The sequence below is a fragment of the Pseudomonas sp. AN3A02 genome, assembly GCF_011765255.1.
Taxonomy (GTDB): Bacteria; Pseudomonadota; Gammaproteobacteria; order Pseudomonadales; family Pseudomonadaceae; genus Aquipseudomonas.
This window is the reverse complement of the sequence record NZ_JAARNI010000003.1, coordinates 281677-305548: the sequence shown is the minus strand read 5'-3', so window position 1 is coordinate 305548 and position 23872 is coordinate 281677. Positions and strand designations below refer to the sequence as shown.

The 23872-nt window shown below is 62.1% G+C and carries 19 protein-coding genes; 6 read left to right on the top strand and 13 right to left on the bottom strand.

What is annotated here, in order from left to right; translation table 11 throughout:
* The first annotated feature begins 57 nt into the window (after positions 1–57).
* Entirely contained in the window at positions 58–1899 is a 1842-nt protein-coding gene (ilvD, locus tag HBJ59_RS15905; protein WP_167664079.1) for a dihydroxy-acid dehydratase, read from the top strand.
* Between the two features lie 193 nt (positions 1900–2092).
* Here ilvD and HBJ59_RS15900 read toward each other — a convergent pair whose 3' ends face one another.
* Positions 2093–3151 carry a haloacid dehalogenase-like hydrolase gene (locus HBJ59_RS15900; RefSeq protein WP_167664078.1) on the bottom strand — a complete coding sequence of 353 codons (1059 nt, stop codon included), beginning with the start codon at positions 3149–3151 and terminating at the stop codon, positions 2093–2095.
* Positions 3152–3392: 241 nt separating this feature from the next.
* Here HBJ59_RS15900 and HBJ59_RS15895 point away from each other — a divergent pair, with 241 nt between their 5' ends.
* Entirely contained in the window at positions 3393–4784 is a 1392-nt protein-coding gene (locus tag HBJ59_RS15895; RefSeq protein ID WP_167664077.1) for an L-cystine transporter, read from the top strand.
* Positions 4785–4950: 166 nt separating this feature from the next.
* Here HBJ59_RS15895 and HBJ59_RS15890 read toward each other — a convergent pair whose 3' ends face one another.
* Complete coding sequence (locus HBJ59_RS15890; protein ID WP_167664076.1) at positions 4951–5463, bottom strand: dihydrofolate reductase; 513 nt, start codon at positions 5461–5463, stop codon at positions 4951–4953.
* 90 nt (positions 5464–5553) lie between these two features.
* Here HBJ59_RS15890 and HBJ59_RS15885 point away from each other — a divergent pair, with 90 nt between their 5' ends.
* Both HBJ59_RS15885 and HBJ59_RS15880 read left to right on the top strand, forming a co-directional pair.
* Positions 5554–6933 (top strand): DUF2868 domain-containing protein, encoded by a 1380-nt coding sequence (locus HBJ59_RS15885; protein WP_167664075.1) that lies wholly within the window; start codon positions 5554–5556, stop codon positions 6931–6933.
* On the top strand, positions 6926–8299 hold the full coding sequence (locus HBJ59_RS15880; protein ID WP_076013018.1) for a DUF3482 domain-containing protein: 1374 nt from the start codon (positions 6926–6928) through the stop codon (positions 8297–8299). Before HBJ59_RS15885 ends, HBJ59_RS15880 begins: the two co-directional genes overlap by 8 nt.
* On the opposite strand, the gene HBJ59_RS15875 is transcribed toward HBJ59_RS15880, so the two are convergent.
* From HBJ59_RS15875 to HBJ59_RS15845, 7 genes are all read right to left on the bottom strand, one after another.
* Complete coding sequence (locus HBJ59_RS15875) at positions 8296–8850, bottom strand: phosphonate degradation HD-domain oxygenase (protein ID WP_167664074.1); 555 nt, start codon at positions 8848–8850, stop codon at positions 8296–8298. The genes HBJ59_RS15880 and HBJ59_RS15875 overlap by 4 nt on opposite strands.
* Positions 8850–9974, bottom strand: a complete 1125-nt coding sequence (locus HBJ59_RS15870; RefSeq protein ID WP_167664073.1) for a TIGR03364 family FAD-dependent oxidoreductase — start codon at positions 9972–9974, stop codon at positions 8850–8852. Before HBJ59_RS15870 ends, HBJ59_RS15875 begins: the two co-directional genes overlap by 1 nt.
* A 126-nt stretch (positions 9975–10100) precedes the next feature.
* The gene (locus HBJ59_RS15865; protein WP_167664072.1) at positions 10101–11126 is read right to left on the bottom strand and encodes a putative 2-aminoethylphosphonate ABC transporter substrate-binding protein; all 1026 of its coding nucleotides are present in this window, start codon (positions 11124–11126) and stop codon (positions 10101–10103) included.
* Between the two features lie 23 nt (positions 11127–11149).
* Complete coding sequence (locus HBJ59_RS15860) at positions 11150–12874, bottom strand: putative 2-aminoethylphosphonate ABC transporter permease subunit (protein ID WP_167664071.1); 1725 nt, start codon at positions 12872–12874, stop codon at positions 11150–11152.
* 1 nt (position 12875) lies between these two features.
* Positions 12876–13940 (bottom strand): putative 2-aminoethylphosphonate ABC transporter ATP-binding protein, encoded by a 1065-nt coding sequence (locus HBJ59_RS15855; RefSeq protein ID WP_076013023.1) that lies wholly within the window; start codon positions 13938–13940, stop codon positions 12876–12878.
* Positions 13941–14234: 294 nt separating this feature from the next.
* Positions 14235–15101, bottom strand: a complete 867-nt coding sequence (locus tag HBJ59_RS15850; RefSeq protein WP_076013024.1) for a LysR family transcriptional regulator — start codon at positions 15099–15101, stop codon at positions 14235–14237.
* Positions 15102–15117: 16 nt separating this feature from the next.
* Complete coding sequence (locus HBJ59_RS15845) at positions 15118–17388, bottom strand: heavy metal translocating P-type ATPase (protein WP_167664070.1); 2271 nt, start codon at positions 17386–17388, stop codon at positions 15118–15120.
* Positions 17389–17473: 85 nt separating this feature from the next.
* On the opposite strand from HBJ59_RS15845, the gene cadR reads away from it, so the two are divergent.
* On the top strand, positions 17474–17923 hold the full coding sequence (gene cadR / locus HBJ59_RS15840) for a Cd(II)/Pb(II)-responsive transcriptional regulator (protein ID WP_017476559.1): 450 nt from the start codon (positions 17474–17476) through the stop codon (positions 17921–17923).
* Positions 17924–18048: 125 nt separating this feature from the next.
* On the opposite strand, the gene HBJ59_RS15835 is transcribed toward cadR, so the two are convergent.
* The 3 genes from HBJ59_RS15835 to HBJ59_RS15825 all read right to left on the bottom strand — a co-directional run bounded on the left by HBJ59_RS15835 (position 18049) and on the right by HBJ59_RS15825 (position 20595).
* A complete protein-coding gene (locus HBJ59_RS15835; protein ID WP_076013026.1) occupies positions 18049–18882 on the bottom strand; it encodes a thymidylate synthase in 834 nt (277 codons plus the stop codon).
* 51 nt (positions 18883–18933) lie between these two features.
* Complete coding sequence (gene lgt, locus HBJ59_RS15830) at positions 18934–19746, bottom strand: prolipoprotein diacylglyceryl transferase (RefSeq protein WP_076013027.1); 813 nt, start codon at positions 19744–19746, stop codon at positions 18934–18936.
* A gap of 66 nt (positions 19747–19812) precedes the next feature.
* Positions 19813–20595: a sulfite exporter TauE/SafE family protein gene (locus HBJ59_RS15825; RefSeq protein WP_167664069.1), complete on the bottom strand. Its 783-nt coding sequence runs from the start codon at positions 20593–20595 to the stop codon at positions 19813–19815.
* A gap of 89 nt (positions 20596–20684) precedes the next feature.
* Between HBJ59_RS15825 and HBJ59_RS15820 the strand changes: the two genes are divergently transcribed.
* Positions 20685–21431, top strand: coding sequence for an NRDE family protein (locus HBJ59_RS15820; protein ID WP_167664068.1), 747 nt, complete (start codon positions 20685–20687; stop codon positions 21429–21431).
* Between the two features lie 152 nt (positions 21432–21583).
* On the opposite strand, the gene ptsP is transcribed toward HBJ59_RS15820, so the two are convergent.
* Positions 21584–23863 (bottom strand): phosphoenolpyruvate--protein phosphotransferase, encoded by a 2280-nt coding sequence (gene ptsP / locus HBJ59_RS15815; protein ID WP_076013030.1) that lies wholly within the window; start codon positions 23861–23863, stop codon positions 21584–21586.
* Between the last annotated feature and the right edge of the window lie 9 nt (positions 23864–23872).

The following is a 23872-nucleotide window of genomic DNA, read 5'->3' as shown; positions in this document are numbered from 1 at the left end:
GACGTCGATAGAAGCTCACTTCCCCTTTAGCACCTGATTAGCCGCCCGGAGTGTTCCATGCCAGATTACCGTTCGAAAACATCCACCCACGGCCGCAACATGGCCGGCGCGCGCGCACTGTGGCGCGCCACGGGGATGAAAGATGACGACTTCAAGAAGCCGATCATCGCGATTGCCAACTCGTTCACCCAGTTCGTACCCGGCCACGTCCACCTCAAGGACCTGGGCCAACTGGTCGCCCGCGAGATCGAACGCGCCGGCGGCGTGGCAAAAGAATTCAACACCATCGCCGTGGATGACGGCATCGCCATGGGCCATGACGGCATGCTGTATTCCCTGCCGAGCCGCGAGATCATCGCCGACTCCGTGGAATACATGGTCAACGCCCACTGCGCCGACGCCATTGTGTGCATCTCCAACTGCGACAAGATCACCCCCGGCATGCTGATGGCCTCCCTGCGCCTGAACATCCCGGTGATCTTCGTTTCCGGCGGCCCGATGGAAGCCGGTAAGACCAAACTCGCCTCCCACGGCCTCGACCTGGTGGACGCCATGGTCATCGCCGCCGATTCCAGCGCTTCTGACGAGAAGGTCGCGGAATATGAGCGCAGCGCCTGCCCTACCTGCGGTTCGTGCTCCGGCATGTTCACCGCCAACTCGATGAACTGCCTGGTGGAAGCCTTAGGGCTCGCCTTGCCAGGCAACGGCTCGACACTGGCCACCCACAGCGACCGCGAGCAACTGTTCCTGCAGGCCGGCCGCACCATCGTCGAGCTGTGCAAGCGCTACTACACCGAGAACGATGAGTCGGTGTTGCCGCGCAACATCGCCAACTTCAAGGCGTTCGAAAACGCCATGACCCTGGACATCGCCATGGGCGGTTCCACCAACACCATCCTGCACTTGCTGGCCGCCGCGCAAGAAGCCGAGATCGACTTCGACCTGAAGGACATCGACCGTCTGTCGCGCCACGTGCCGCAACTGTGCAAAGTCGCGCCGAACATCCAGAAGTACCACATGGAAGACGTGCACCGCGCCGGCGGGATCTTCTCGATCCTGGGCTCCCTGGCCCGTGGCGGCTTGCTGCACACCGACCTGCCGACCGTGCACAGCAAATCCCTGGCTGAAGGCATCGCCAAGTGGGACATCACCCAGACTGACGACGAAGCCGTGCACACCTTCTTCAAGGCAGGCCCGGCCGGTATCCCGACGCAAACCGCGTTCAGCCAGTCGACCCGCTGGGAAACCCTCGACGACGACCGTGAAAACGGCTGCATCCGCAGTGTCGAGCACGCCTACTCGCAAGAAGGTGGCCTGGCCGTGCTGTACGGCAACATCGCCCTCGATGGCTGCGTGGTAAAAACCGCCGGTGTGGATGAGTCGATCCACGTGTTCGAAGGCCGCGCCAAGATCTACGAAAGCCAGGACAGTTCGGTACGCGGCATCCTCGCTGACGAAGTGAAAGAAGGCGACATCGTCATCATCCGCTACGAAGGCCCGAAAGGCGGCCCGGGCATGCAGGAAATGCTCTACCCGACGTCGTACCTGAAATCCAAAGGCCTGGGCAAAGCCTGCGCCTTGCTGACCGACGGCCGCTTCTCGGGCGGCACTTCGGGCCTGTCCATCGGCCACGCGTCACCGGAAGCCGCTGCGGGCGGCGCCATTGGCCTGGTGCAAGATGGCGACAAGGTGCTGATCGACATTCCGAACCGCTCGATCAACCTGTTGATCAGCGACGAAGAACTGGCGGCACGCCGGGTCGAGCAGGACAAGAAAGGCTGGAAGCCGGTGGAGAAGCGTCCGCGCAAAGTCACCACCGCGCTGAAGGCTTACGCCCTGCTGGCCACCAGTGCCGACAAAGGTGCTGTGCGTAACAAGGCGATGCTTGACGGTCTGTAAACCTCGCCCATAAAAATGCCCCGTCACGTGCGGGGCATTTTTTTGCCTGGAGATAATTCCTCAAACAAAGGAGATCAACTGTGGGAGCGGGCTTGCTCGCGAATTGCGGTGTGCCAGTTACTGAATAAGCTAGCTGATCCACCGCCTTCGCGAGCAAGCCCGCTCCCACATTTTTGACCGAGTACATCCGTACTTACTGAATTTCGTCCGGCTTGACGATCACCCAGTTCTTGTCCGCTGTCACCGGCAACCCTTCCTTGGCCTGGGCCGCCGCGTGCTTGGCCATCATGCCGTTGAGCTGGGTCATGTATTTGTCTTTACGGTTGATCCACAGGTGGATGCCGCCCTTGGCCACGTCCACGTCATGAAACAGCATGTAGCCGTCACTGGTTGGCGTGTCGCCACCGACGATCACCGGTTTTTTCCACTCGTCGATATAGGTCAGGATCGCCGCGTGCTTGCCAGCCATCCAGGTGGCTGGGGTCCACAGGTACGGGGTCAGTTCCAGGCCGAGGTTGGCCTTCTCGTCATACTTGCCTGCAGCAATCTGCTTGCGCGCGGTGGTCAGCTCGCCGGTCTTGCGGTCCTTGAGCAAGGTGGTCACGCCGATGACATTCTCGGGTTTAACGTTGTAGCCGTACTTCGGATCGGCCGCGACCATGCGCACCAGTTCCTCGGACGCGGCGGTCATCACGTAGACCTCAATGCCGTTTTCCATCAGCTTGTTGAACAGCTCAGCCTGGCCGGTGAAGACCTTCGGCGGCTGCACTTCCATCTTCTTGACCACGTCACCTTCGTAATAGGTGACCGGCACCGGCTTGCCCGACGCCATCATCTCGTCGACGTAGCCCTTGAGTTCCTTGAGGGTGAAGCCGGAGAAAATCTGCGCGACCCATGGGTAGCAGACCATGTCGTCGACTTCACAGAGGCGGTAGTAGTAACTGAACAGGCTTTCCTTGTGGTCGGCGGTGTCTTTGAACGGGATCAGCTTCAGGGAAGGGTCCATGGTGTCGCGGGTGATCAGGCCCTTGTTTTCCAGGTACGGCAGCAACGACTCTTCAAGGTCGTAGCGGTAACTGGTGTTGTCCATGTCGAATACCGCAAAGTTGACCTTGTTGGCATTGGCGGCAATCATCGTGTCCAGTTGCTTCGCGGCAGCCGCAGGCCAATGTTTCAACTCGGTGGCGGCAAAGGCCTGGCTCGCAAGGCCCAGGCACAGCGCGGCGGCAAACAGTTTCGGCGCTAGCTTCATGTGCGTTTTCTCCCTGAGTGAAAGACATCGACGCTAACAAATCTGTGTGACAGTTATCGCCCGAGCGCGACCGCTTTCGTCGTGATCGCGCCACCCGCGTACGCCTGGGCGCCATTTGCTTATTCCAAAAACGACAGTGACCATTCCATAAAGGTATTAAATCATTATATTTCAAGCTGTTAGCATTTCCGGTTCGCAATCGCAGGCTCACGCGATTGGCTGCCTTCTCAACGGAGCTTCAATGAATCTGCCCCTGATTCTCAACTTACTGGTGTTCGTGGCCCTGTTGCTGGGCCTGGCACAAACCCGTCGAACCAACTGGAGCCTCGCCAAGAAGGTCTTGTTCGCGTTGGTACTCGGCGTGATCTTCGGTGTGGTGCTGCACGCGATCTACGGTGCCGGCAACCCGGTGCTCAAGGCCTCGATCGGCTGGTTCGACCTGGTCGGCAACGGTTACGTGCAGTTGCTGCAAATGATCGTGATCCCGCTGGTGTTCGCCTCGATCCTCAGCGCCGTAGCCCGCCTGCATAACGCGTCGTCCCTGGGCAAGATCAGCTTCCTGACCATCGGTACGCTGCTGTTCACCACGGCGATTGCGGCGCTGATCGGTATCGGCCTGACCAACCTGTTCGGCCTTACCGCCGAAGGCCTGGTGGCCGGCACCCAGGAAATGGCGCGCCTGCAAGTGATCCAGAGTGATTACGCAGGCAAGGTCGCCGACCTGAATATCCCGCAACTGCTGCTGTCGTTCATCCCGCAGAACCCGTTCGCCGACCTGGCCCGGGCCAAGCCGACGTCGATTATCAGTGTGGTGATTTTTGCTGCATTCCTCGGGGTTGCCGCGCTGCAACTGCTCAAGGATGACGTGGCAAAAGGCCAGAAAGTCCTCAACGCCATCGACACCCTGCAAGCCTGGGTGATGCGCCTGGTGCGCCTGGTGATGAAACTGACCCCGTACGGCGTATTGGCGCTGATGACCAAAGTGGTCGCCAGCTCCAACCTGCAAGACATCATCAAGCTCGGCAGTTTTGTGGTGGTGTCGTACCTGGCCCTGGGCCTGATGTTTGTGGTGCACGGCCTGCTGCTGTCCCTGGCCGGGGTCAACCCACTGCGGTTCTTCCGCAAGGTCTGGCCAGTGCTGACGTTTGCCTTCACCAGCCGCTCCAGCGCCGCCAGCATCCCGCTGAGCATTGAAGCGCAGACCCGTCGCCTGGGGATTCCGCAGTCCATCGCCGGCTTTGCCGCCTCGTTTGGCGCGACGATTGGCCAGAACGGTTGCGCGGGCCTTTATCCGGCGATGCTGGCAGTGATGGTTGCGCCGACAGTGGGCATCAACCCGCTGGACCCGCTGTGGATCGCAACACTGGTGGCGATTGTCACCTTGAGTTCCGCCGGTGTGGCGGGCGTGGGCGGCGGTGCGACGTTTGCCGCGCTGATCGTGCTGCCGGCGATGGGCTTGCCGGTGTCACTGGTGGCGTTGCTGATTTCGGTTGAGCCGCTGATCGACATGGGCCGTACGGCGTTGAACGTGAACGGTTCGATGACGGCCGGGGCGATTACCAGCCAAATCATGCAGCAGACGGATAAAGAGTTGTTGAATGCGGATGAGCATGCGGAGTTGGCGCAGGCTTAACGGCTGAACTTTGTGGCGAGGGAGCTTGCTCCCGCTGGGCTGCGCAGCAGCCCCAAAGCAGGCGACCGAGTTTTCTGAGAGATTGAGGGATCAGCTTTCAGGGCCGCTTCGCAGCCCAGCGGGAGCAAGCTCCCTCGCCACAGCGAGCTCCCTCGCCACATGAATTTTAGGCTTTTTCCCAAACCTCAAAGTTATACGCCGGCTTATCACCCTCAGCCGCATTCTCGACATTCGACACCAGCTTCCACTGGTTCAAATCAAACTCGGGAAACCACGCATCCCCGTCCGGGCTCAACGCCACCCGCGTCAAATACAGGCGATCCGCCTGCTCCAGCCCCTGGGCATACAACTGCGCGCCGCCGATCAGCATCAGCTCATCCACGCCCTGCGCCTTGGCCCATTGCTCAGCCCGCTCCACTGCCGCTTCGAGGGACGGAAAAACTTCCGCACCTTCCAGCGCCAAGTCGGTCTGACGGCTGACCACAATGTTCAACCGGCCCGGCAACGGTCGACCCAGGGAATCCCAGGTCTTGCGCCCCATGATGATCGGCTTGCCCAAGGTGGTGGCCTTGAAATATTTGAAATCCCCCGGCAAATGCCAGGGCATGCTGTTGTCGACGCCGATCACACGGTTTTCACCGAGGGCTGCGATCAGGCTTAAAGGGAGAGTTTTTTTCATGGCGACGAGAATACCAGAGGCGCGCGCGGCATACCCCAACCGGCGTTCCAGCGGTTATGCTCCAACCTCACTGGCTCAACAGGACGGCGCGTGACAGCTCTGAATCCCCTGCAAACACTCTGGCTGACCGAAACCGTGCGCTTGCGCGAGGAACACGCCGGCGCCCTGGAAGACCAGGAAGCCAATCGCCTGGCCCGCAGCAGCGGCGGTGACTTGCCGACGCGCATTCAAAACCGCGCGCTGTGGCTGGCTGAACGCGATGGCCTGACCGCCGCCCTGACCCGCTGGCTGCAAGGTGCACGCCTGGCGCTGATCCTGCTGGCGGTGGTTGCTATCGTCAGCGGTGCCGGCCTGGCCTTTGCCGCGCTGGGCAACGGGCTGGCGCCGGTCAATGTGTTCTGGGCCCTGGGCAGCTTGCTGGGTTTGAACCTGATCCTGCTGTTGAGCTGGGCCCTGGGCCTGTTGTTTGCCGGTGAACACGGCGCGAGCCTCGGCCGCCTGTGGTTATGGCTCAGCGAAAAACTCGCCCGCGACGCCAAGGCCGCGCAACTGGCGCCCGCCCTGCTGCTGTTGCTGCAACGGCGCAAACTCAATCGCTGGGCCGTCGGTGTGCTGGTCAACAGCTTGTGGCTGCTGGCCCTGCTCAGCGCCCTGGTGATCCTGCTGACGCTCTTGGCCACCCGGCGCTACGGTTTTGTGTGGGAAACCACCATCCTGCGGGCCGATACCTTTGTCGCCGTGACCCAAACCCTCGGCGCCCTGCCCGCCTTGCTCGGCTTCAATGTGCCCACCGTCGAGATGATCCGCGCCAGCGGCGATGCCGCCCTGAATATCGAAAGCGCCCGCCAGGCCTGGGCCGCTTGGCTGGTGGGCGTGCTGCTGGTTTACGGCATCCTGCCGCGCCTGATCCTCGCGCTGCTGTGCCTGTGGCGCTGGAAACGCGGGCGCGCCGCCTTGAGCCTCGACCTTAACCTGCCCGGCTACAGCCAACTGCGTGAGCGGCTGATGCCCAGCAGCGAACGGCTTGGGGTCAACGATGCAGCGCCCGAACAGTTGCACAACGTGACCGGCGGCGTCAGCGAATTGGAAAGCGACGGCGCCCTGCTGGTGGCCATTGAACTCGATGACCAACGCACCTGGCCTCCGAAGCTCCCGGCCAGCGTCAAGGACGCCGGCATCCTCGACAGCCGTGAATCCCGCAACAAGCTGCTGGAGCAACTCACCCGCTTCCCGCCCGCACGCCTGGCCATCGCCTGCGACCCACGGCGCTCGCCGGATCGTGGCAGCCTCGCGCTGATTGCCGAACTGGCCCGCAGCGCCACCGCCACCCGCGTCTGGCTGCTGCAAGCGCCGGCGGGCCAGGCGCTGGACGCGGAACGTTTGGGTGATTGGCATACAGCATTGCAGCAGTTGCAGATCCCGTTCGCTGATTGCGCGCCGCTCACTTGGCTGGAGACCGGTCATGACTAAGCCCCTGAAACTCGCCGTGGTCGGCCACACCAACGTCGGCAAGACCTCGTTGCTGCGCACCCTCACGCGAGACGTCGGCTTCGGAGAAGTCTCCCATCGGCCCAGCACCACCCGGCATGTCGAAGGTGCTCGGCTGTCGGTAGACGGCGAAGCCTTGCTGGAGCTGTACGACACGCCCGGCCTGGAAGATGCCATCGCCCTGCTCGATTACCTCGAGCGCCTGGACCGCCCCGGCGAACGCCTCGACGGCCCGGCACGGCTGGCGCGTTTTCTGGAAGGCAGCGAGGCCCGGCAACGCTTCGAACAGGAAGCCAAGGTGCTGCGCCAACTGCTGGCCTCGGATGCCGGGCTGTATGTGATAGATGCCAGGGAGCCGGTGCTGGCCAAGTACCGCGATGAGCTGCAAGTGCTGGCCAGCTGTGGCAAGCCGTTGCTGCCGGTGCTCAATTTTGTCAGCAGCGCCGACCACCGCGAGCCGGACTGGCGCGAAGCCCTCGCCCGCCTCGGCCTGCACGCACTGGTGCGTTTCGACAGCGTCGCGCCACCGGAAGACGGCGAGCGCCGCCTCTATGAAAGCCTCGCCCTGCTGCTGGAAAATTCCCGTGGGCAACTGGAGCGGCTGATCCTCGATCAGGAAGCCCAGCGCCAGGCTCGCCAGCAAAGTGCTGCACGGCTGATCGCCGAACTGCTGGTCGACTGCGCCGCCTGCCGCCGCAGCGTGGTCAGCGAAGCCGAGGTAGAACAGCAAGCCATCAGCGAACTGCGCAAAGCCGTGCGCCAGCGCGAACAGCGTTGCGTGGAGGCCTTGCTCAAGCTGTTCGGCTTCCGCCCGCAAGACGCCGCCGCCAGCGATTTACCGCTGCTGGACGGGCGTTGGGGCGATGACCTGTTCAACCCCGAAACCCTCAAGCAACTGGGCGTGCGGGTCGGTGGCGGTATCGCAGCCGGCGCGGCCGCCGGTGCGGGTGTGGATCTACTCGTAGGCGGCCTGACCCTCGGCGCCGCCGCGCTCGCCGGAGCCATCGCGGGAGGCGCACTGCAAACGGCTCGCAGTTATGGCAGCCGCCTGCTGGGCAAGATCAAGGGCCAGCGCGAGCTGACCGTCGACGACAGCGTGCTGCGCCTGTTGGCCCTGCGCCAGCGGCAACTGCTCAAGGCCCTTAACCTGCGGGGTCACGCGGCGATCCACAGCATCAAGGTCGACACACCCCAGGACAAGACCTGGCGCGAAGGCAAGCTGCCGGAAGCCCTGAACAAGGCCCGTGCCCACCCGCAATGGTCGTCCCTTAACCCGCACCCCAAGTTGAGCCAGGCCGAGCGCCAGGAACAGATCGAAGCCCTGGCCCAGCGCCTGGACGAGACCTAAGCCGCCAACAGTTGCCGCGCCTTGGACTTCAGCACTTCAAGGTCCAGCACCGGCACATGCATTTCCTTGGCCTGTTCATCCCAGTGGCGCATGCGCAGGCTGACGGCGCACAGCGGATCCTGCTCAAACGCCCGTGCTTGCTCGGCTGTCATCACGCCACCCTGGTAACCCAAGGTACGGCGGCTGGCTTCGCTCAAGCGTGCGTAGTAATCCGGCTGGCTGAAGGTCAGGTAACGCTTGGCCTGCACGTGGTACTCCACCAGTTTGGCCATACGCTCGCTGAAGCCTGCGCGGCGCAGATAATCGGCGCCCAGCCGTTCATGGCTGACCACGCCATAGCCGCCCATGTTCTCGCCACCTTGGCCGCAAATATGCCCGATATCGTGGAAGAACGCCGCCAGCACCACTTCATCATCGAAGCCCTCAGCCATGGCCAACTGCGCAGCCTGGGACATGTGCTCGATCTGCGAGACCGGTTCGCCGATGTAGTCAGCGGTGCCGTGTAGTTCATACAGGCCGAAGACCTCGGCGATTGCCTGTTCAGTGTTCATCAAGCACTCCCCCACAGCTCTGTGATATTGCGCTCGGCCATCGCCGGCCCGACGCTCATGCCCACGCCGGTGTGCATCAGCGCCGCGCTCACCCCCGGTGCCGCCCGCAGGAACGAAAACGGCCCTGGGCCACGGGAACCATAGACACCCTGCCAGCGTTCCACCACCTGGATCTTGCAGCCCAGCGTCTCTTCGGCCAACTCGATCATCCAGGTGTCCACCTGCTCAGCGTTGAACGGTGAAGGGTCGCTGCCGTAATGGTGGGAATCACCGATGATCAGCTCGCCATAAGGCGTTGGGCTGATCAGCAGATGAATGCCGTTTTCGTGCAGATGCGGTACATCCCGCAGGATTTCGGCCTGCACCGGCGCGGCTTCCGGCAAATCAGCGAAGGCGCCGTAGTGGACGCAGCTCAGACCGGTCAGCAGCGCGTGTTGCAGGTTCAATTCCACCGCAGGCCGGGCGCGCAGCATTTGCAGGCGGCAGATTTGCGGGTTGAGCTCGGCGATCTGCTCGGCCAGCAGCGTCTGGTAGTCGTGGCCGGAGCAGACAATGATCTGCTCGCCGCGAAAGGAACCGGCAGTGGTGTGCACCTGCCCGGGTTCGATGTCGCGGACCAGAGTGGAGAAGTGAAACTCCACGTTGAGTTCGCGGCTCAGGTAGTTGATCAGCGCCGGGATGGCTTCGCGGGAATACAGTTGCTGATCGTCCAGCCCGTGAAGCGCGGCGCGGTGATGCTTGAACTGGCCGCCGTAAAGGTCGTGCAGGTCGGCACCTTGCAGCAACTCGACGCGATAACCGTGCTCCTTGGCGCGACCGGCACAGAAAGCTTCAAGCAAGTGCTCTTCGGCCTCGGTACGGGCGAACAGGTAGGAGCCGTTGCGTTTGAGCTGGATACCGGCGAGCTTTGCCCACTGGCCCCAGATCTCGCGGCTTTCCCGCGCCAGGTCGAGCATCGGCCCGGGCGGCTGGCCGGTGACCAGTGCCTGGCCGAAGTTGCGCACGGAAGCGCCCAATGGAGTGGCGCTGCGCTCGAAGACCTTGACCTTGAGGCCGCGTTTGGCGGCCGCGTAGGCGTGGGAAAGGCCGAGGATGCCGGCGCCGATGATCAGCAGTTGTGTCATGAAGTGATGTCCTGAATTCGAGACCGCCTTCGCGAGCAAGCCCGCTCCCACATTTTGATTTGTGAACACATTCAAAATGTGGGAGCGGGCTTGCTCGCGAAGAGGCCATCAGCCCAACCCGAAAAATTACTGACCCGCCACCTTTTCCGACTTGCCGTCATAGCGCTTGCGCCATTCGGTCAGGATGCTGTCGCGGTTTTTCGACGCCCAGGCGAAGTCGTTCTTGATCAGCCGCTGCTCATAGTCAGCCGGCAATTCGGTCTGCGGTTTGGCGATGCCCGGCTGGGCCAGTACCGCGAAGTTTTCCTTGTACAGCTCCATCGCCGCCGGGCTGGCGGAGAAGTCGGCGAGTTTCTGTGCCGCGTCCGCGTGGGCAGTGCCTTTGATCACGGCAGTCGCTTCGATGTCCCAGCCCAGGCCTTCTTTCGGCAGGATGATGTCCAGCGGTGCACCCTGGCGCTTCAGTTGAACGGCCGGGTATTCAAACGAAATGCCGATCGGGAACTCACCCGAGGCCGCCAGCTTGCACGGCTTGGAACCGGAGTGAACGTACTGGCCGATGTTCTGGTGCAGGTCGTCCATGTACTGCCAGCCCTGCTTCTCGCCGAAGGTCTGCAGCCAGGCGCTCACATCCAGGAAACCGGTGCCGGACGAGGCCGGATTGGGCATCACGATCTTGCCTTTGTACTCAGGCTTGGTCAGGTCTTGCCAGCTCAGCGGCTTGCTCAGGCCCTGCTTTTCGGCTTCAACGGTGTTGAAGCAGATAGTCGCAGCCCACACGTCCATGCCGACCCAGGCCGGCGGATTGGCGGCGTCGCGGTAGTTCGCACCGATCTTGCCCAGGTCCTTGGGTGCGTAGTTTTGCAGCATGCCCTGCTGGTCGAGGATCGCCAGGCTGGAAGCCGCCAGGCCCCAGACCACGTCAGCCTGCGGGCGGGATTTTTCGGCCAGCAGCTTGGCGGTGATGATGCCGGTGGAATCGCGTACCCATTTGATATCGATGTCCGGGTTAGCCTTTTCGAAGGCCTGTTTGTAAGTCTTCAATTGCTCGGCTTCGAGGGCCGTGTACACGGTCAACTCGGTCTTGGCGGCAAAGGCATTCAGGCTGAACGCAGTGAGCACAGCAGCGGCTAACGCCAGGGGCTTGAACATGGTGCAGTTCCTTTATGGATGATTTATTGACCGGGCGCGGTTTGGCGCCAGGCCTGGGAGCGGCGCAACAAGCCGCGTGAGGCCCACGCCAGCAGCAAGGACACGCCCGCCGAGGTGAACAGAATCAGGGTCGACATGGCCGCCGCGCCGCCGACGTTGCCGGCGTCGTCCATGTTCAATACGGCGACTGCCGCGAGGATGGTGTCGGGGCTGTAGAGGAAGATCGCGGCGGAGACGGTGGTCATCGCCGAGACGAACAGGTAGCGCACGATGTCCAGCAGCGCCGGCAGGCAGATCGGCACGGTGACCCGCAGGTAATGCCGGTACAGCGGCGCCTTGAGGGACAGCGCGGCGGCTTCGAACTCGGCGTCCAACTGGCGCAGGGCCGTGGTGGCGGTCATTTGTGCGGTGGTCAAATAGTGAGCAATGGTGCACACCACCAGCAGCGTCATGGTGCCGTAGAGCACATGCAGCGGGTTGCCGTTGAGGTTGAAAAAGAACACGTAGCCCAGGCCCAGCACCAACCCCGGCACCGCCATCGGCACGAAGCTGAGCATGCGCAACGCCAGGTTCAGGCCCTTCTGGCCCTTGGTCTTTTCCATCAGGTAGGCGCCGGTAAAGATCAGCACGCTGCCGATCAATGCAGTGCACAGGGCCATGGTGATGCTGTTGCGGTAGGCCAGCCAACCGCCGCCGGCCGTGTCCTCGAACTGGTAATGGGCCAGGGACAGCGACAGGTTATAGGGCCAGAATTTCACCAGCGACGAGTAGACCGCCATGCCAAACACCAGCAACAGGATCGCGCAGATCAGCAGGACGATGGCCAGGTAGCAGCCATCCCGCAGCTTCGACGGTGCCGGCTGGAACACTTGGGCGCGGCCGCTCATGGAGTCGCCATGACGGCGGCGCAGCCAGGCGTCGACGCCGAAGCTGAAGAGTGCCGGCAGCAGCAGGACCATGCCGATCAAGGCGCCCCGGCCGAATTGTTGCTGCCCGACCACGGCTTTGTAGGCTTCCAGGGCCAGTACTTGATAGTCGCCACCGACTACCACGGGCACGCCGAAGTCAGTGATGGTCAAGGTGAACACCAGGCAAAATGCAGCGAAGACAGCCTGACGCGTCGCCGGCCAGGTGATGCTGCGGAACGCCCGGGCGGGACTCGCGCCCATGCTCGATGCGGCGTCAAACAATCGTGCGTCCGCCAGGGAAAGCGCTGACAACAGGATCATCAGGGCATGGGGAAAGGTGTAGATCACTTCACCGAGGACGATGCCCCAGAAGCCATAGATGTTGTCCGACAGCAGCCCGCGCAGCATGCCCTGGTTACCGAACAGGTAGACCAGCGCAATCCCGGGCAGCATCGACGGCGCCATCAATGGCAGCAGCGACATGCCGCGCCAGATCGCCTTGCCGGGAATCAGCGTGCGTTGCAAAGCGTAGGCAAACAGGTAAGCCAGCGGTACGACGATGGCCGCCACACTGAGGGAAACCTTCAGGCTGTTACCCAGCAACCAGTGGAAGTTATCGCTGGTGACCAGTTCCCGCGCAGCCACCAGGCCACCGCCCTGCCCGGCTTCACTGCTGAAGCCGCGCCAGAAGATGGCCAGCAGCGGCAGCAGTACCGCGACGCCCAGCAAACACAGCCAGAGCAGCTTGCCGCCGATAACAAAAATACGGTCGCCGACTTCGGCACGGGAAACCTGACGAGCCACGTTACCGGGTATCGGCAGAGTTATATCGCGGGCCATCTCAGGCAAACACCTGCAGGCTGCGCGGGGGCAGCGCGACCCAGATGTCCTGGGCGCCGAGGCGTGGCATGGCTTCCGGGGCCAGTTCGGCCAGCAGCGGATGGCCGGGCAGTTGGTCCAGCTCAAAGCTCATGCGGCAGCGGTTGCCGAGGAAGGTGATCTCGCGGACCTTGGCCGGGAACAGGTTTTCTTCATGCACCGGCGGGTTGACGTTGATGGCTTCCGGGCGGCAGAACAGGCGACCCGATTTTGCGGCACCCGAGTTTTCCGCAAGACGCATGTTCATCCCGCCGACCTGGGCGTGGCTGTCGCTGTTGCGGCTGAACGGCAGCCAGTTGCCCTGGCCGACGAACTCGGCCACGAACGGCGTGGCCGGGCGATCGTAGATTTCCTGGGGCGTGGCGTACTGCTCGACCTTGCCGTTGTTCATCACGGCAATGCGGTCGGCCATCAGCATGGCCTCGTCCTGGTTGTGGGTGACCATCAGGGTGGTAATGCCCAGGCGGCGTTGCAGTTGGCGAAGCTCGGTGCACAGATGCTCGCGTACCCGGGCGTCGAGGGCCGACATGGGTTCGTCCAGCAACAACAAGGACGGCGCCGGTGCCAGGGCGCGGGCCAGGGCGACGCGCTGTTGTTGGCCGCCGGAGAGTTGACCGGGGAATTTCTTTTCACTGCCCACCAGGCCTACGAGTTCCAGCATCTGCCCGACGCGCTTGCGCACCTCATCGCGGCCACTGCCAGTGAGGCCGTAGCCGATGTTCGCTTCGACGGTGAGATTGGGAAACAGCGCGTAGGACTGGAACAGAATGCCGTAGTCCCGTGCCTGGGGTGCCAGTAGGGAAACGTCGCGGTCGCCGAGGTACAACTCGCCGCTGTCCTGGCGTTCAAGGCCCGCGATGCAGCGCAGCAAGGTGGTCTTGCCGCAGCCTGACGGGCCCAGCAGGCACACCAGTTCGCCGGCGGCGACATCCAGGGACACGTTATCCAACGCGGTAAAGGCGCCGAAGCGTTTCTGCACACCGCGCACCTTCATTGGCGCGCCGGGGCGGGTCTGTGCTGTGTTCATGGAGGCACCTCATCAAACTGATGAAGGTCATCCTATGCAGGCAATGCGTCCCTCTTGTGGCAGAAAGGCAAAACGTGGCGATAGTGGTATTGGTGGATTTGGGTAAGGTTTACCCCGTATCTAAAGCCTAGCGCTTGTGGCGAGGGGGCTTGTCCCCCGTTGGACTGCGCAGCAGTCCTAAACCCTGCTGGCGCGATCTGCCAGGAAAAATGCAGTGACCTTATTGGGGCTGCTTCGCAGCCCAACGGGGGACAAGCCCCCTCGCCACAAAAGCCCGCTCGCCATGGAAGCAAGTTAGCCTGCCGGAGACATTTCCTGCGCCAACCCCAGGAAAGCCGCCGGCAATCGGGCACCCTTTCTCTCTTTAAGACAGTACAAATATTCGGGAATCTGCGGGGCATTCTCGATGGTCAGCACACGCAGTTGCGGATCGTGGGGCACTTCCTGCCGGGCGATGATGCTGATGCCGATGTTACGCAACACCGCCTCACGGATCGATTCCCGACTGCCGATCTCCAGCAACGGCCCGTAACTCACACCGGCGCCCTGCAGCATCTCCTCGGTTAACCGACGGGTGGTGGAGCCCGGCTCGCGCATCAGCAAGGTGTGCCCGGCCAGCGCGGTCAACGGCACATGGTCGAGCACTGCCAGCGGATGATTGCGATGCACCGCCAGCACCAGCGGGTCCATGCCCAGTACCCGCCGGATCAGGCGCGGGTCTTCAAGCAACTGGGATGAAGCAGCGACGTCGACGCGGTAGTCATCCAGCGCTTCCAGCACCTGCTGGGAGTTGCCGATTTCCACCGAAACCTCAACCTGCGGCAGCCGCTCACGGAAGGTTTTGACCAGGTCGAGAATGTAATAAGGCGCCGTCGCGGCAATCCTCAACGCGCCTTGCACCTGGCCGCTGTTACGCAGGAAAAACTCGATGTCCGCTTCCTGCTGCAACAGCGCCTTGACCATCGGCAACAGCCGCGCGCCTTCGTCGCTGACGGTCAGGCGGCGCCCGCCACGGTAGAACAACTCCACCGAGTACTGGCTTTCCAGGTGACGAATCTGGGTGGTCACCGTGGGCTGGCTCAGCCCGAGCTTTTTCGCCGCCTGGGTAATACTGCCCAGGCGGGCGACCATGTAAAACGCCTTCAGCTCGGCACTCAGCACACCACCCTCTCATCGACTATTTGCGCAACAGGCGCAGACCATTGAACACCACCAGCAGGCTCACGCCCATGTCGGCGAACACTGCCATCCACATGGTGGCCATCCCAAGGAAGGTCACCGCCAGGAAGATCGCCTTGATCACCAAGGCCAGGGCAATGTTCTGCTTGAGGATACTCGACGTGCGCCGCGACAGTTGAATGAATGCCGGAATCTTGCGCAGGTCGTCGTCCATCAGCGCCACGTCGGCGGTCTCGATGGCGGTGTCGGTACCGGCGGCGGCCATGGCAAACCCGATCTCGGAACGGGCCAGCGCCGGGGCGTCGTTGATGCCGTCGCCAACCATGCCCACCCGGTGGCCCTTGGCGTAGAGCGCTTCGATGGCTTGCAGTTTGTCGGTGGGCAACAGGTCGCCCTGGGCCTGGTCGATGCCGACCTGATCGGCGATTGCCTTGGCGGTGTGGGTGTTGTCGCCGGTGAGCATCAGGGTCTTGATGCCCAGATCATGCAACTGCTGGATGGCCTCGCGGCTGGTGTCTTTCACGGTGTCGGCCACGGCGAACAGCGCCAATGGGCCGGACTTGTCCAGCAGCAGGACCACGGACTTGCCTTGTTTTTCCAGGGCGAAGAGTTTTTCTTCAAGGGCCGGCGAGCACAGGTTCAGCTCTTCCACCAGACGGTGATTGCCCAGGTAATAGACTTCACCATTGATTTCACCACGTACGCCGCGACCCGCCAGGGCTTCGAAGTTATCCACAGTGTGAACGGTAAGATTCTTATCCACAGCTGCGTTGGCGATGGCCAGGGACACCGGGTGATCGGAGCGCCCGGCCAAGCTCGCGGCCAGGGCCGGCGCGCTGTCTTCCATGTTCGGGAACAGCGACAGGTAATCGGTTTGCACCGGTTTGCCGTGGGTGATGGTGCCGGTCTTGTCCAGGGCCAGGTAGTCGAGCTTGTAACCGCCCTCCAGGTACACGCCACCCTTGATCAGGATGCCTTTGCGCGCTGCGGCGGCCAGGCCGCTGACGATGGTCACCGGGGTGGAAATCACCAGCGCACAAGGGCAGGCGACGACCAGCAATACCAGCGCACGGTAGATCCAATCAAACCACGCGCCTGCCATGAACAGCGGCGGAATCAGCGCCACGCCCAAGGCAAAGATAAACACCGCCGGGGTGTAGACCTTGGCGAAGGTGTCGACAAAACGCTGGGTTGGCGCACGGGCGCCTTGGGCCTGTTCCACGGCGTGGATGATCCGCGCCAGGGTCGAGTTGTTGGCGGCGGCGGTGACTTTGTATTCCAGGGAGCCGGCCTGGTTGATGGTGCCAGCGAAGACTTTGTCGCCCAGGGTCTTTTCAATCGGCAGGCTTTCACCGGTAATCGGCGCCTGGTCGATGGTGGACTGGCCGGAGGTGACTTCACCGTCGAGACCAATGCGCTCGCCGGGGCGAACCCGCACGATGGCGCCCAGTTCGATGACTTTGACATCCTGTTCAACCCAACTGCCGTCGGCCTGACGAACCGTGGCCTGTTCCGGGGTCATCTGCATCAAGCCACTGATGGCATTGCGAGCACGGTCGAGGGACTTGGCTTCGATCAGTTCGGCCACGGTGAACAGGAACATCACCATCGCGGCTTCAGGCCACTGGCCGATCAGGATCGCGCCGGTGACGGCGATGCTCATCAGGGCGTTGATGTTCAGGTTGAGGTTTTTCAGGGCAATCCAGCCCTTTTTGTAGGTGGTGAGGCCGCCGCTGAAGATCGAGATCAGCGCGACCAGGGCGATCACCCACGTCGGGGCTGCGTTGGTGAAGTGCAGCACTTCGGCGCCTAACGCACCAACGCCAGACAGGGCCAGCGGCCACCAGTGCTTCTTCGCCGGCGGTTCCGCCGGGGCGACGCCCTCTTCGATGGGATCCGCCTGCATGCCCAAGGACTTGATGGCGTCGATGATCGGCGCGGTAGTCGGCAAGTCGTGGGTCACGCCGAGGATGCGGTTGATCAGGTTGAATTCCAGTTGCTGCACACCGGCGAGCTTGCCCAGTTTGTTCTGGATCAGCGTCTGCTCGGTGGGGCAGTCCATGGCTTCAATGCGGAAGGTGCTCAGCCGCGAGCCCGCCGTCGGGGCTTCAGTCAGCTTCACCAGCGCAGGCGCCGCTTTGCTGGAACAGCAGGAATCGCCATGGCTGCCATGGTCGTGCTTCTGTACAGGTTTCAGCTTGGGGCCGTGATCGTGCGCGTGGTCATGATCATGGTCGTGCTTGTGCGGGGTGTGGATGGAGTCGCTCATTCTGTCGCGTCCGTAAAGGTGCCTGTTGCCAAGTAAAGACCCTGTAGCCACTATAGGGTCAAGCACCCTTTTGGAGATTGCTGCGATGAAGATCGGCGAATTGGCAAAATTGACGGATTGCCAGGTGGAAACCATCCGTTATTACGAGAAGGAAGGCCTGCTGCCGCCGCCTGCGCGCAGTGACGGAAACTACCGCCTGTACACCCAGGCGCACACCGAACGGCTGGTGTTTATCCGCAACTGCCGCAGCCTGGACATGACCCTTGAGGAAATTCGCAGCCTGCTGGGCCTGCGGGACAGTCCTCAGGATCAGTGCGAAAGCGTGAATGCATTGATTGACGAGCACATCCACCACGTGAAAGCGCGGATCGACGGGCTGCTGGCGTTGCAGGAACAGTTGCTCGACCTGCGCCAACGCTGCGGCGGCGGGCCGGATCTGGACCAGTGCGGGATTTTGCAGCGGCTGGAAGTCAGCGGGAGTGTCGCGGCCAGCGAGGCTGAGCCCTCACATGTGGGCAGAAGCCACGGCCATTGAATGTGTACACAGAACAAATGTGGGAGCGGGCTTGCTCGCGAAAGCGGAGTGTCAGCCACTGAATGTGTTTCTGATACACCGTATTCGCGAGCAAGCCCCCTCCCACATTTAGACCGAGACCGCCTTTAAATGGCTACGTCGGCCTTGATGCTCGGGTCGGCGTCGTAGCCCACGATTTCAAAGTCTTCGAATTTGTAATCGTAGATCGACTCGGGTTTGCGCTTGATCACCAGTTCCGGCAGCTTCTTCGGCGTGCGCGCCAGCTGGGTCTGGATCTGTTCCATATGGTTGCTGTAGGCATGGGTGTCGCCCGTGGTGACGATGATCTCGTGAGGGATCAGGTCGCACTGTTGGGCCAGCATATGGGTGAGCAACGCCAGGGCCGCGGTGTTGTACGGCAGACCGAGGAATACATCGGAGCTGCGGATGTACAACTGCATCGACAGGTGACCGTCATGCACAAAAGCCTGGTACAGCAGGTGGCAAGGCGGCAGCGCTTGCTTGCCGTCGCGGGCGTTTTGCTGGGGGCTTTTGGTCTCGTCCGGCAGGTACTCGACGTTCCAGCCGTGGAACAGGATGCGGCGGCTGTTGGGGTTGGTCTTCAGCGTCTCGACCATGTAGTCGATCTGGTTGATCTTGCCGCCGTCCTTGGTTGGCCAGGCGGTCCACTGCTCGCCGTACACCGGGCCCAGGTCGCCGTCTTCGGTGGCCCATTCGTCCCAGATTTTTACGCCATTCTCGTTCAACCACTTGATGTTGGTGTTGCCACTCAGCATCCAGATCAATTCGTTGGCGATGCTTTTGAAGTGAAGCTTCTTGGTGGTCAGCAGCGGGAAGCCGTCGGCCAAGCTATGCCGAAACTGACGGGCAAACACCGCCTTGGTGCCGGTGCCGGTGCGATCGCCCTTGGTCAGGCCATTGGTCACGACATCGTTCAGTAGTTCGAGATATTGCTTCATGTCTATACCTGTTTCGTTGAAGCCGGGACCCTCGGGCCCCGGCGTTCGAATTTAAAGCGCGGTGTTCTTGATGCCTTGCGGGCGATTGTAAGCCCACCACAGCAGACCCAGGCCGGCGATGATCATCGGCAGGCTGAGAATCTGACCCATGGTCAACCAGCCCCACGCCAGGTAGCCCAGCTGCGCATCCGGCACCCGCACGAACTCGACGATAAAGCGGAAGATCCCGTAGAACAGCGCGAACATGCCCGACACGGCCATGGTTGGGCGTGGCTTGCGCGAGAAGATATAGAGGATCAGGAACAGCGCCACACCTTCCAGGGCAAACTGGTACAGCTGCGACGGGTGACGCGGCAACTGCGCCGGGTCGCTGAACGGCGGGAACACCATGGCCCACGGCACGTCAGTCGGCTTGCCCCACAATTCGGCATTGATGAAGTTACCGATACGCCCGGCACCCAGGCCAATCGGCACGAACGGCGCGACGAAGTCCATCAGCTGGAAGAACGACTTGCCGTTACGCCGGCCAAACCACCAGGCAGCGATCATCACGCCCACAAACCCGCCGTGGAACGCCATGCCGCCCTTCCACACCTCGAAGATCAGCGTCGGGTTGGCGATGTAGGCTGACAGGTCGTAGAACAGCACATACCCCAGGCGTCCGCCGACGATGACCCCCATCGACATCCAGAACACCATGTCGGAGAGCTTCTCCTTGGTCCAGGTCGGGTCGAAACGGTTCAGGCGCCGGGAAGCCAGCAGCCAGGCACCGCCGATGCCGATCAGGTACATCAACCCGTACCAATGGATTTGCAGCGGACCGATGGCCAAGGCCACCGGGTTGATCTGCGGGTAAGGCAGCATTGCGACTCCTCGTTAAATCAATAGTCATGGCGCATCGGACCATGCCGTTGCGCGATTAAGCCTGCGTTACAACAAAAAATTCAAACCTACGCAAAACAGCAAGCCGGCGAACAGCCGCTTGAGCAAGCGCGGCGACAACCGATGCGCCAGGCGCGCGCCGAAACGGGCCGCCACCATGCTGGTCAGGGCAATGCCCAGCAGCGCCGGCAAATACACAAAGCCGAGACTATGCTCGGGCAGCAGCGGGTCATGCCAGCCCAGAATCATGAAACTTAATGCACTGGCCAGGGCGATCGGCAAGCCGCAAGCCGACGAAGTGGCCACCGCCTGCTGCATCGGCACGCTGCGCCAGGTCAGGAACGGCACGGTCAACGAACCACCACCGGTGCCGAAAATCGCCGACGACCAGCCGATCACGCCGCCGGCCAAGGTCAGGCCGAGCTTGCCCGGCACCTGGCGGCTGGACTTGGGCTTGAGCTCCAGGGTCATCTGCACAGCGATCACCAGGGCGAACACACCGATGATCTTCTGCAAATGCGGCCCGGAAATCGCCTCGGCAGTCAGCGCACCGAAGCCTGCACCCAGCAGAATGCCCACGGCCATCCACACAAAGATCGGCCAGCGCACGGCTCCCCGGCGGTGATGCTCGCGCACCGCGTTGACCGAGGTGAAGATAATAGACGCCAGGGACGTGCCGACAGCGAGGTGGGTCAACACCGAGGGATCGAAGCCCTGCAAGGTGAAACTGAACACCAGCACCGGCACGATAATGATCCCGCCGCCCACGCCAAACAGCCCGGCGAGCATGCCCGCACAGGAACCCAGCAGCAAATACAGCAGAAATTCCATGGGAGCCCCCGAAAACAGACCGGCATGTTAACGGATGCAAAGCACAGGGTTCTATGGGTAGAGTGGGCAAAACACAAAGGGATCGCCTTATGTGCCTGATTGTTTTTGCCTGGCGGCCGGGCCACGCCCAGCCGCTGATCGTCGCGGCCAACCGTGATGAGTTCTATGCCCGGCCCAGTCTGCCGTTGGCCCAGTGGCTGGATGCGCCCCATGTTTACGCCGGGCGCGATCAGGAAGCCGGCGGGACCTGGCTGGGGGTCGGGGCGGATGGGCGCTTTGCGGCGCTGACCAATATCCGTGACCCGCACCAGCCGCCGGCGCGCAAGTCGCGGGGCGAATTGGTGGCGCGGTTTCTCAGCGGTTCGCTGCTGATTGACGATTACTTGGCCGACGTTAACGGCAGATCGATTGAATATGCCGGGTTTAACCTGTTGGTGGGGACGCGGGACGAATTGTGGCATTACAACGCCAGCGAATCAGCGCCGACGCGCCTGGAAGCAGGGGTTTATGGGTTATCCAACGCGGGGCTGGATACGCCGTGGCCGAAGTTGTTGAAGGCCAAGGCGGCGCTGACGCAAGTGCTGGAAGATCCTCAGCCCGAGGCCTTGCTGGGGATTTTGAGCGACCCGCAGACCGCGCCGTTTGCCGACTTGCCGGATACCGGCGTGGGATTGGCGACAGAGAGTCTGTTGTCGAGCGTGTTTATTGCCAGCCCCAGTTACGGGACGCGGGCGAGTACGGCGTTGATTGTGAATGCCGACGGGACACGGCATATCGTGGAGCGCAGTTTTGGGCCCCATGGCGGCAGGCTGGGCGAGGTGGAACTCAAAATCTGAACGTCACGCAAATCAAATGTGGGAGCGGCGGTGCGACGATTCGACTTGCTCGCGAAGGCGGCGTGTCAGCCAATACATAAGCTGACTGATACACCGCCTTCGCGAGCAAGCCCGCTCCCACATTTCGATTGGGGACAGGCTCTGAAATCCGGCTAGAGGCTTTTTGCAGACGCCGGATTGATCATCCGCGCCAACCCAAGGTTCTTCAGCGCCAATTGCAGCGAGCTGTGGATAACTTGCGGGTTGTCGATGGTCATCAACTCCGCCAGCAGTTCCTTGGCCCGGCTCAGGTTGATCTGGCGCAGCATCCATTTCACCTTCGGCAAGTTGGTGGCGTTCATCGACAGGCTGTCAAAGCCCATCGCCATCAACAGCACGGCCGCCGCCGGGTCACCGGCCATCTCGCCGCAAATACTCACTTGCTTGCCTTCGGCATGGGCGTCGCGCACCACGTTCTGCAAGGCTTGCAGCACTGCCGGGTGCAGGTAGTCGTAAAGGTCGGCCACCCGTGGGTTGTTGCGGTCAACGGCCAGCAGGTATTGGGTAAGGTCGTTGGAACCCACCGACAGGAAGTCCACCTGCCGCGCCAGCTCTTTAGCTTGGTACACCGCCGCCGGAATCTCGATCATCACGCCAATCGGCGGCATCGGTACATCAGAACCTTCGTCGCGCACTTCGCCCCAGGCCCGGTGGATCAGGTGCAGGGCTTCTTCCAACTCGTGGGTGCCGGAGATCATCGGGAGAAGAATGCGCAGGTTATTCAGGCCTTCGCTGGCCTTGAGCATGGCGCGAGTCTGGACGAGGAAGATTTCAGGATGGTCGAGGGTAACGCGAATACCGCGCCAGCCGAGGAAGGGGTTGTCTTCCTTGATGGGGAAATACGACAGTGACTTGTCGCCGCCAATGTCCAGGCTGCGCATGGTCACCGGTAACGGATGGAAGGCGGACAGTTGCTCGCGATAAATCGCCAGCTGCTCCTTCTCACTCGGAAAACGTTGGTTGATCATGAACGGCACTTCGGTGCGGTACAGCCCAACACCTTCAGCGCCGCGCTGTTGTGCGCGTGCCACGTCCGCCAGCAGGCCAGTGTTGACCAGCAGCGGTACACGGTGGCCGTCGAGGGTCACGCACGGCAGCTCCCGCAGGGCGTCGAGGCCCTGGGACAGCTGGCGTTCTTCTTCCACCACTTCAGCGTATTGCTTGCGCAGCACTTCGCTGGGGTTGGTGTAGACCTCGCCGTGGTAGCCGTCGACGATCATTTGGATGCCGTCGACCTTGGAATACGGCAGGTCCACCAGGCCCATCACCGTCGGAATGCCCATGGCCCGGGCCAGGATCGCGACGTGGGAGTTACCCGAACCCAATACCGAGACCAGGCCCACCAGTTTGCCTTCCGGCACTTCGCCGAGCATGGTGGCGGTCAGTTCTTCACTGATCAGGATAGTGTTGTCGGGGTACACCAGGGTGGTCGAGCGTTCTTCCTGCAGGTAGGCCAGCAGACGGCGACCGAGGTCTTTCACGTCCGAGGCGCGTTCGCGCAGGTAGGCGTCGTCCATCAATTCGAAACGGTTGACGTGATCGGTGACCACTTGGCGCAGCGCGCCTTGGGCCCACTGGCCGGTCTTGATCACGTCCTTGACTTCGCTGCCCAGGGACGCGTCGTCGAGCATCATCAGGTACACGTCGAACAGCGCCCGTTCTTCAGGCCGCAGCTGGGTGGCCAGCTTGGTCGACAGGGTACGCATGTCATTGCGCACGCCTTCGAGGGCGGTCTTGAAGAGGATGATTTCAGCGTCGATGTCGGTGACGGTCTTGTCCGGCACCACGTCCAGGTCGGCCGGCGGCAGCATGACCACGGCGGTACCGACGGCTGCGCCCGGCGAACCCGGTACGCCGACGAACTTGGCTTCCTGGATACCCTTGCCCTGGCGCCCCAGGCCGCGAATCGAACCGGTGGCCTCGGCGTGGGCAATAACCCCGGCGAGCTGCGCGCTCATGGTCACGAGGAAGGCTTCTTCACCTTCGTCGAACTGGCGGCGTTCTTTCTGCTGGATGACCAACACGCCGACAACGCGGCGGTGGTGAATGATCGGTGCACCGAGGAACGAGGCGTAGCGCTCTTCGCCGGTTTCGGCAAAGTAGCGATAACGCGGGTGATCGGCAGCGTTTTCAAGGTTCAGGGGTTCTTCACGCGTCCCCACCAGGCCCACCAGACCTTCATTGGGCGCCATGCTGACCTTGCCGATGGAGCGCTTGTTCAAGCCCTCGGTGGCCATCAGGACAAAACGGTTGGTCTCGGGGTCCAGCAGGTAAACCGAGCAGACCTGGCTGCCCATGGCTTCCTTGACGCGCAACACAATAATCCCCAACGCCGCCTTGAGATCCTTGGCGGAGTTAACTTCCTGGACGATCTTGCGCAGCGTATTGAGCATGGCTCGGGG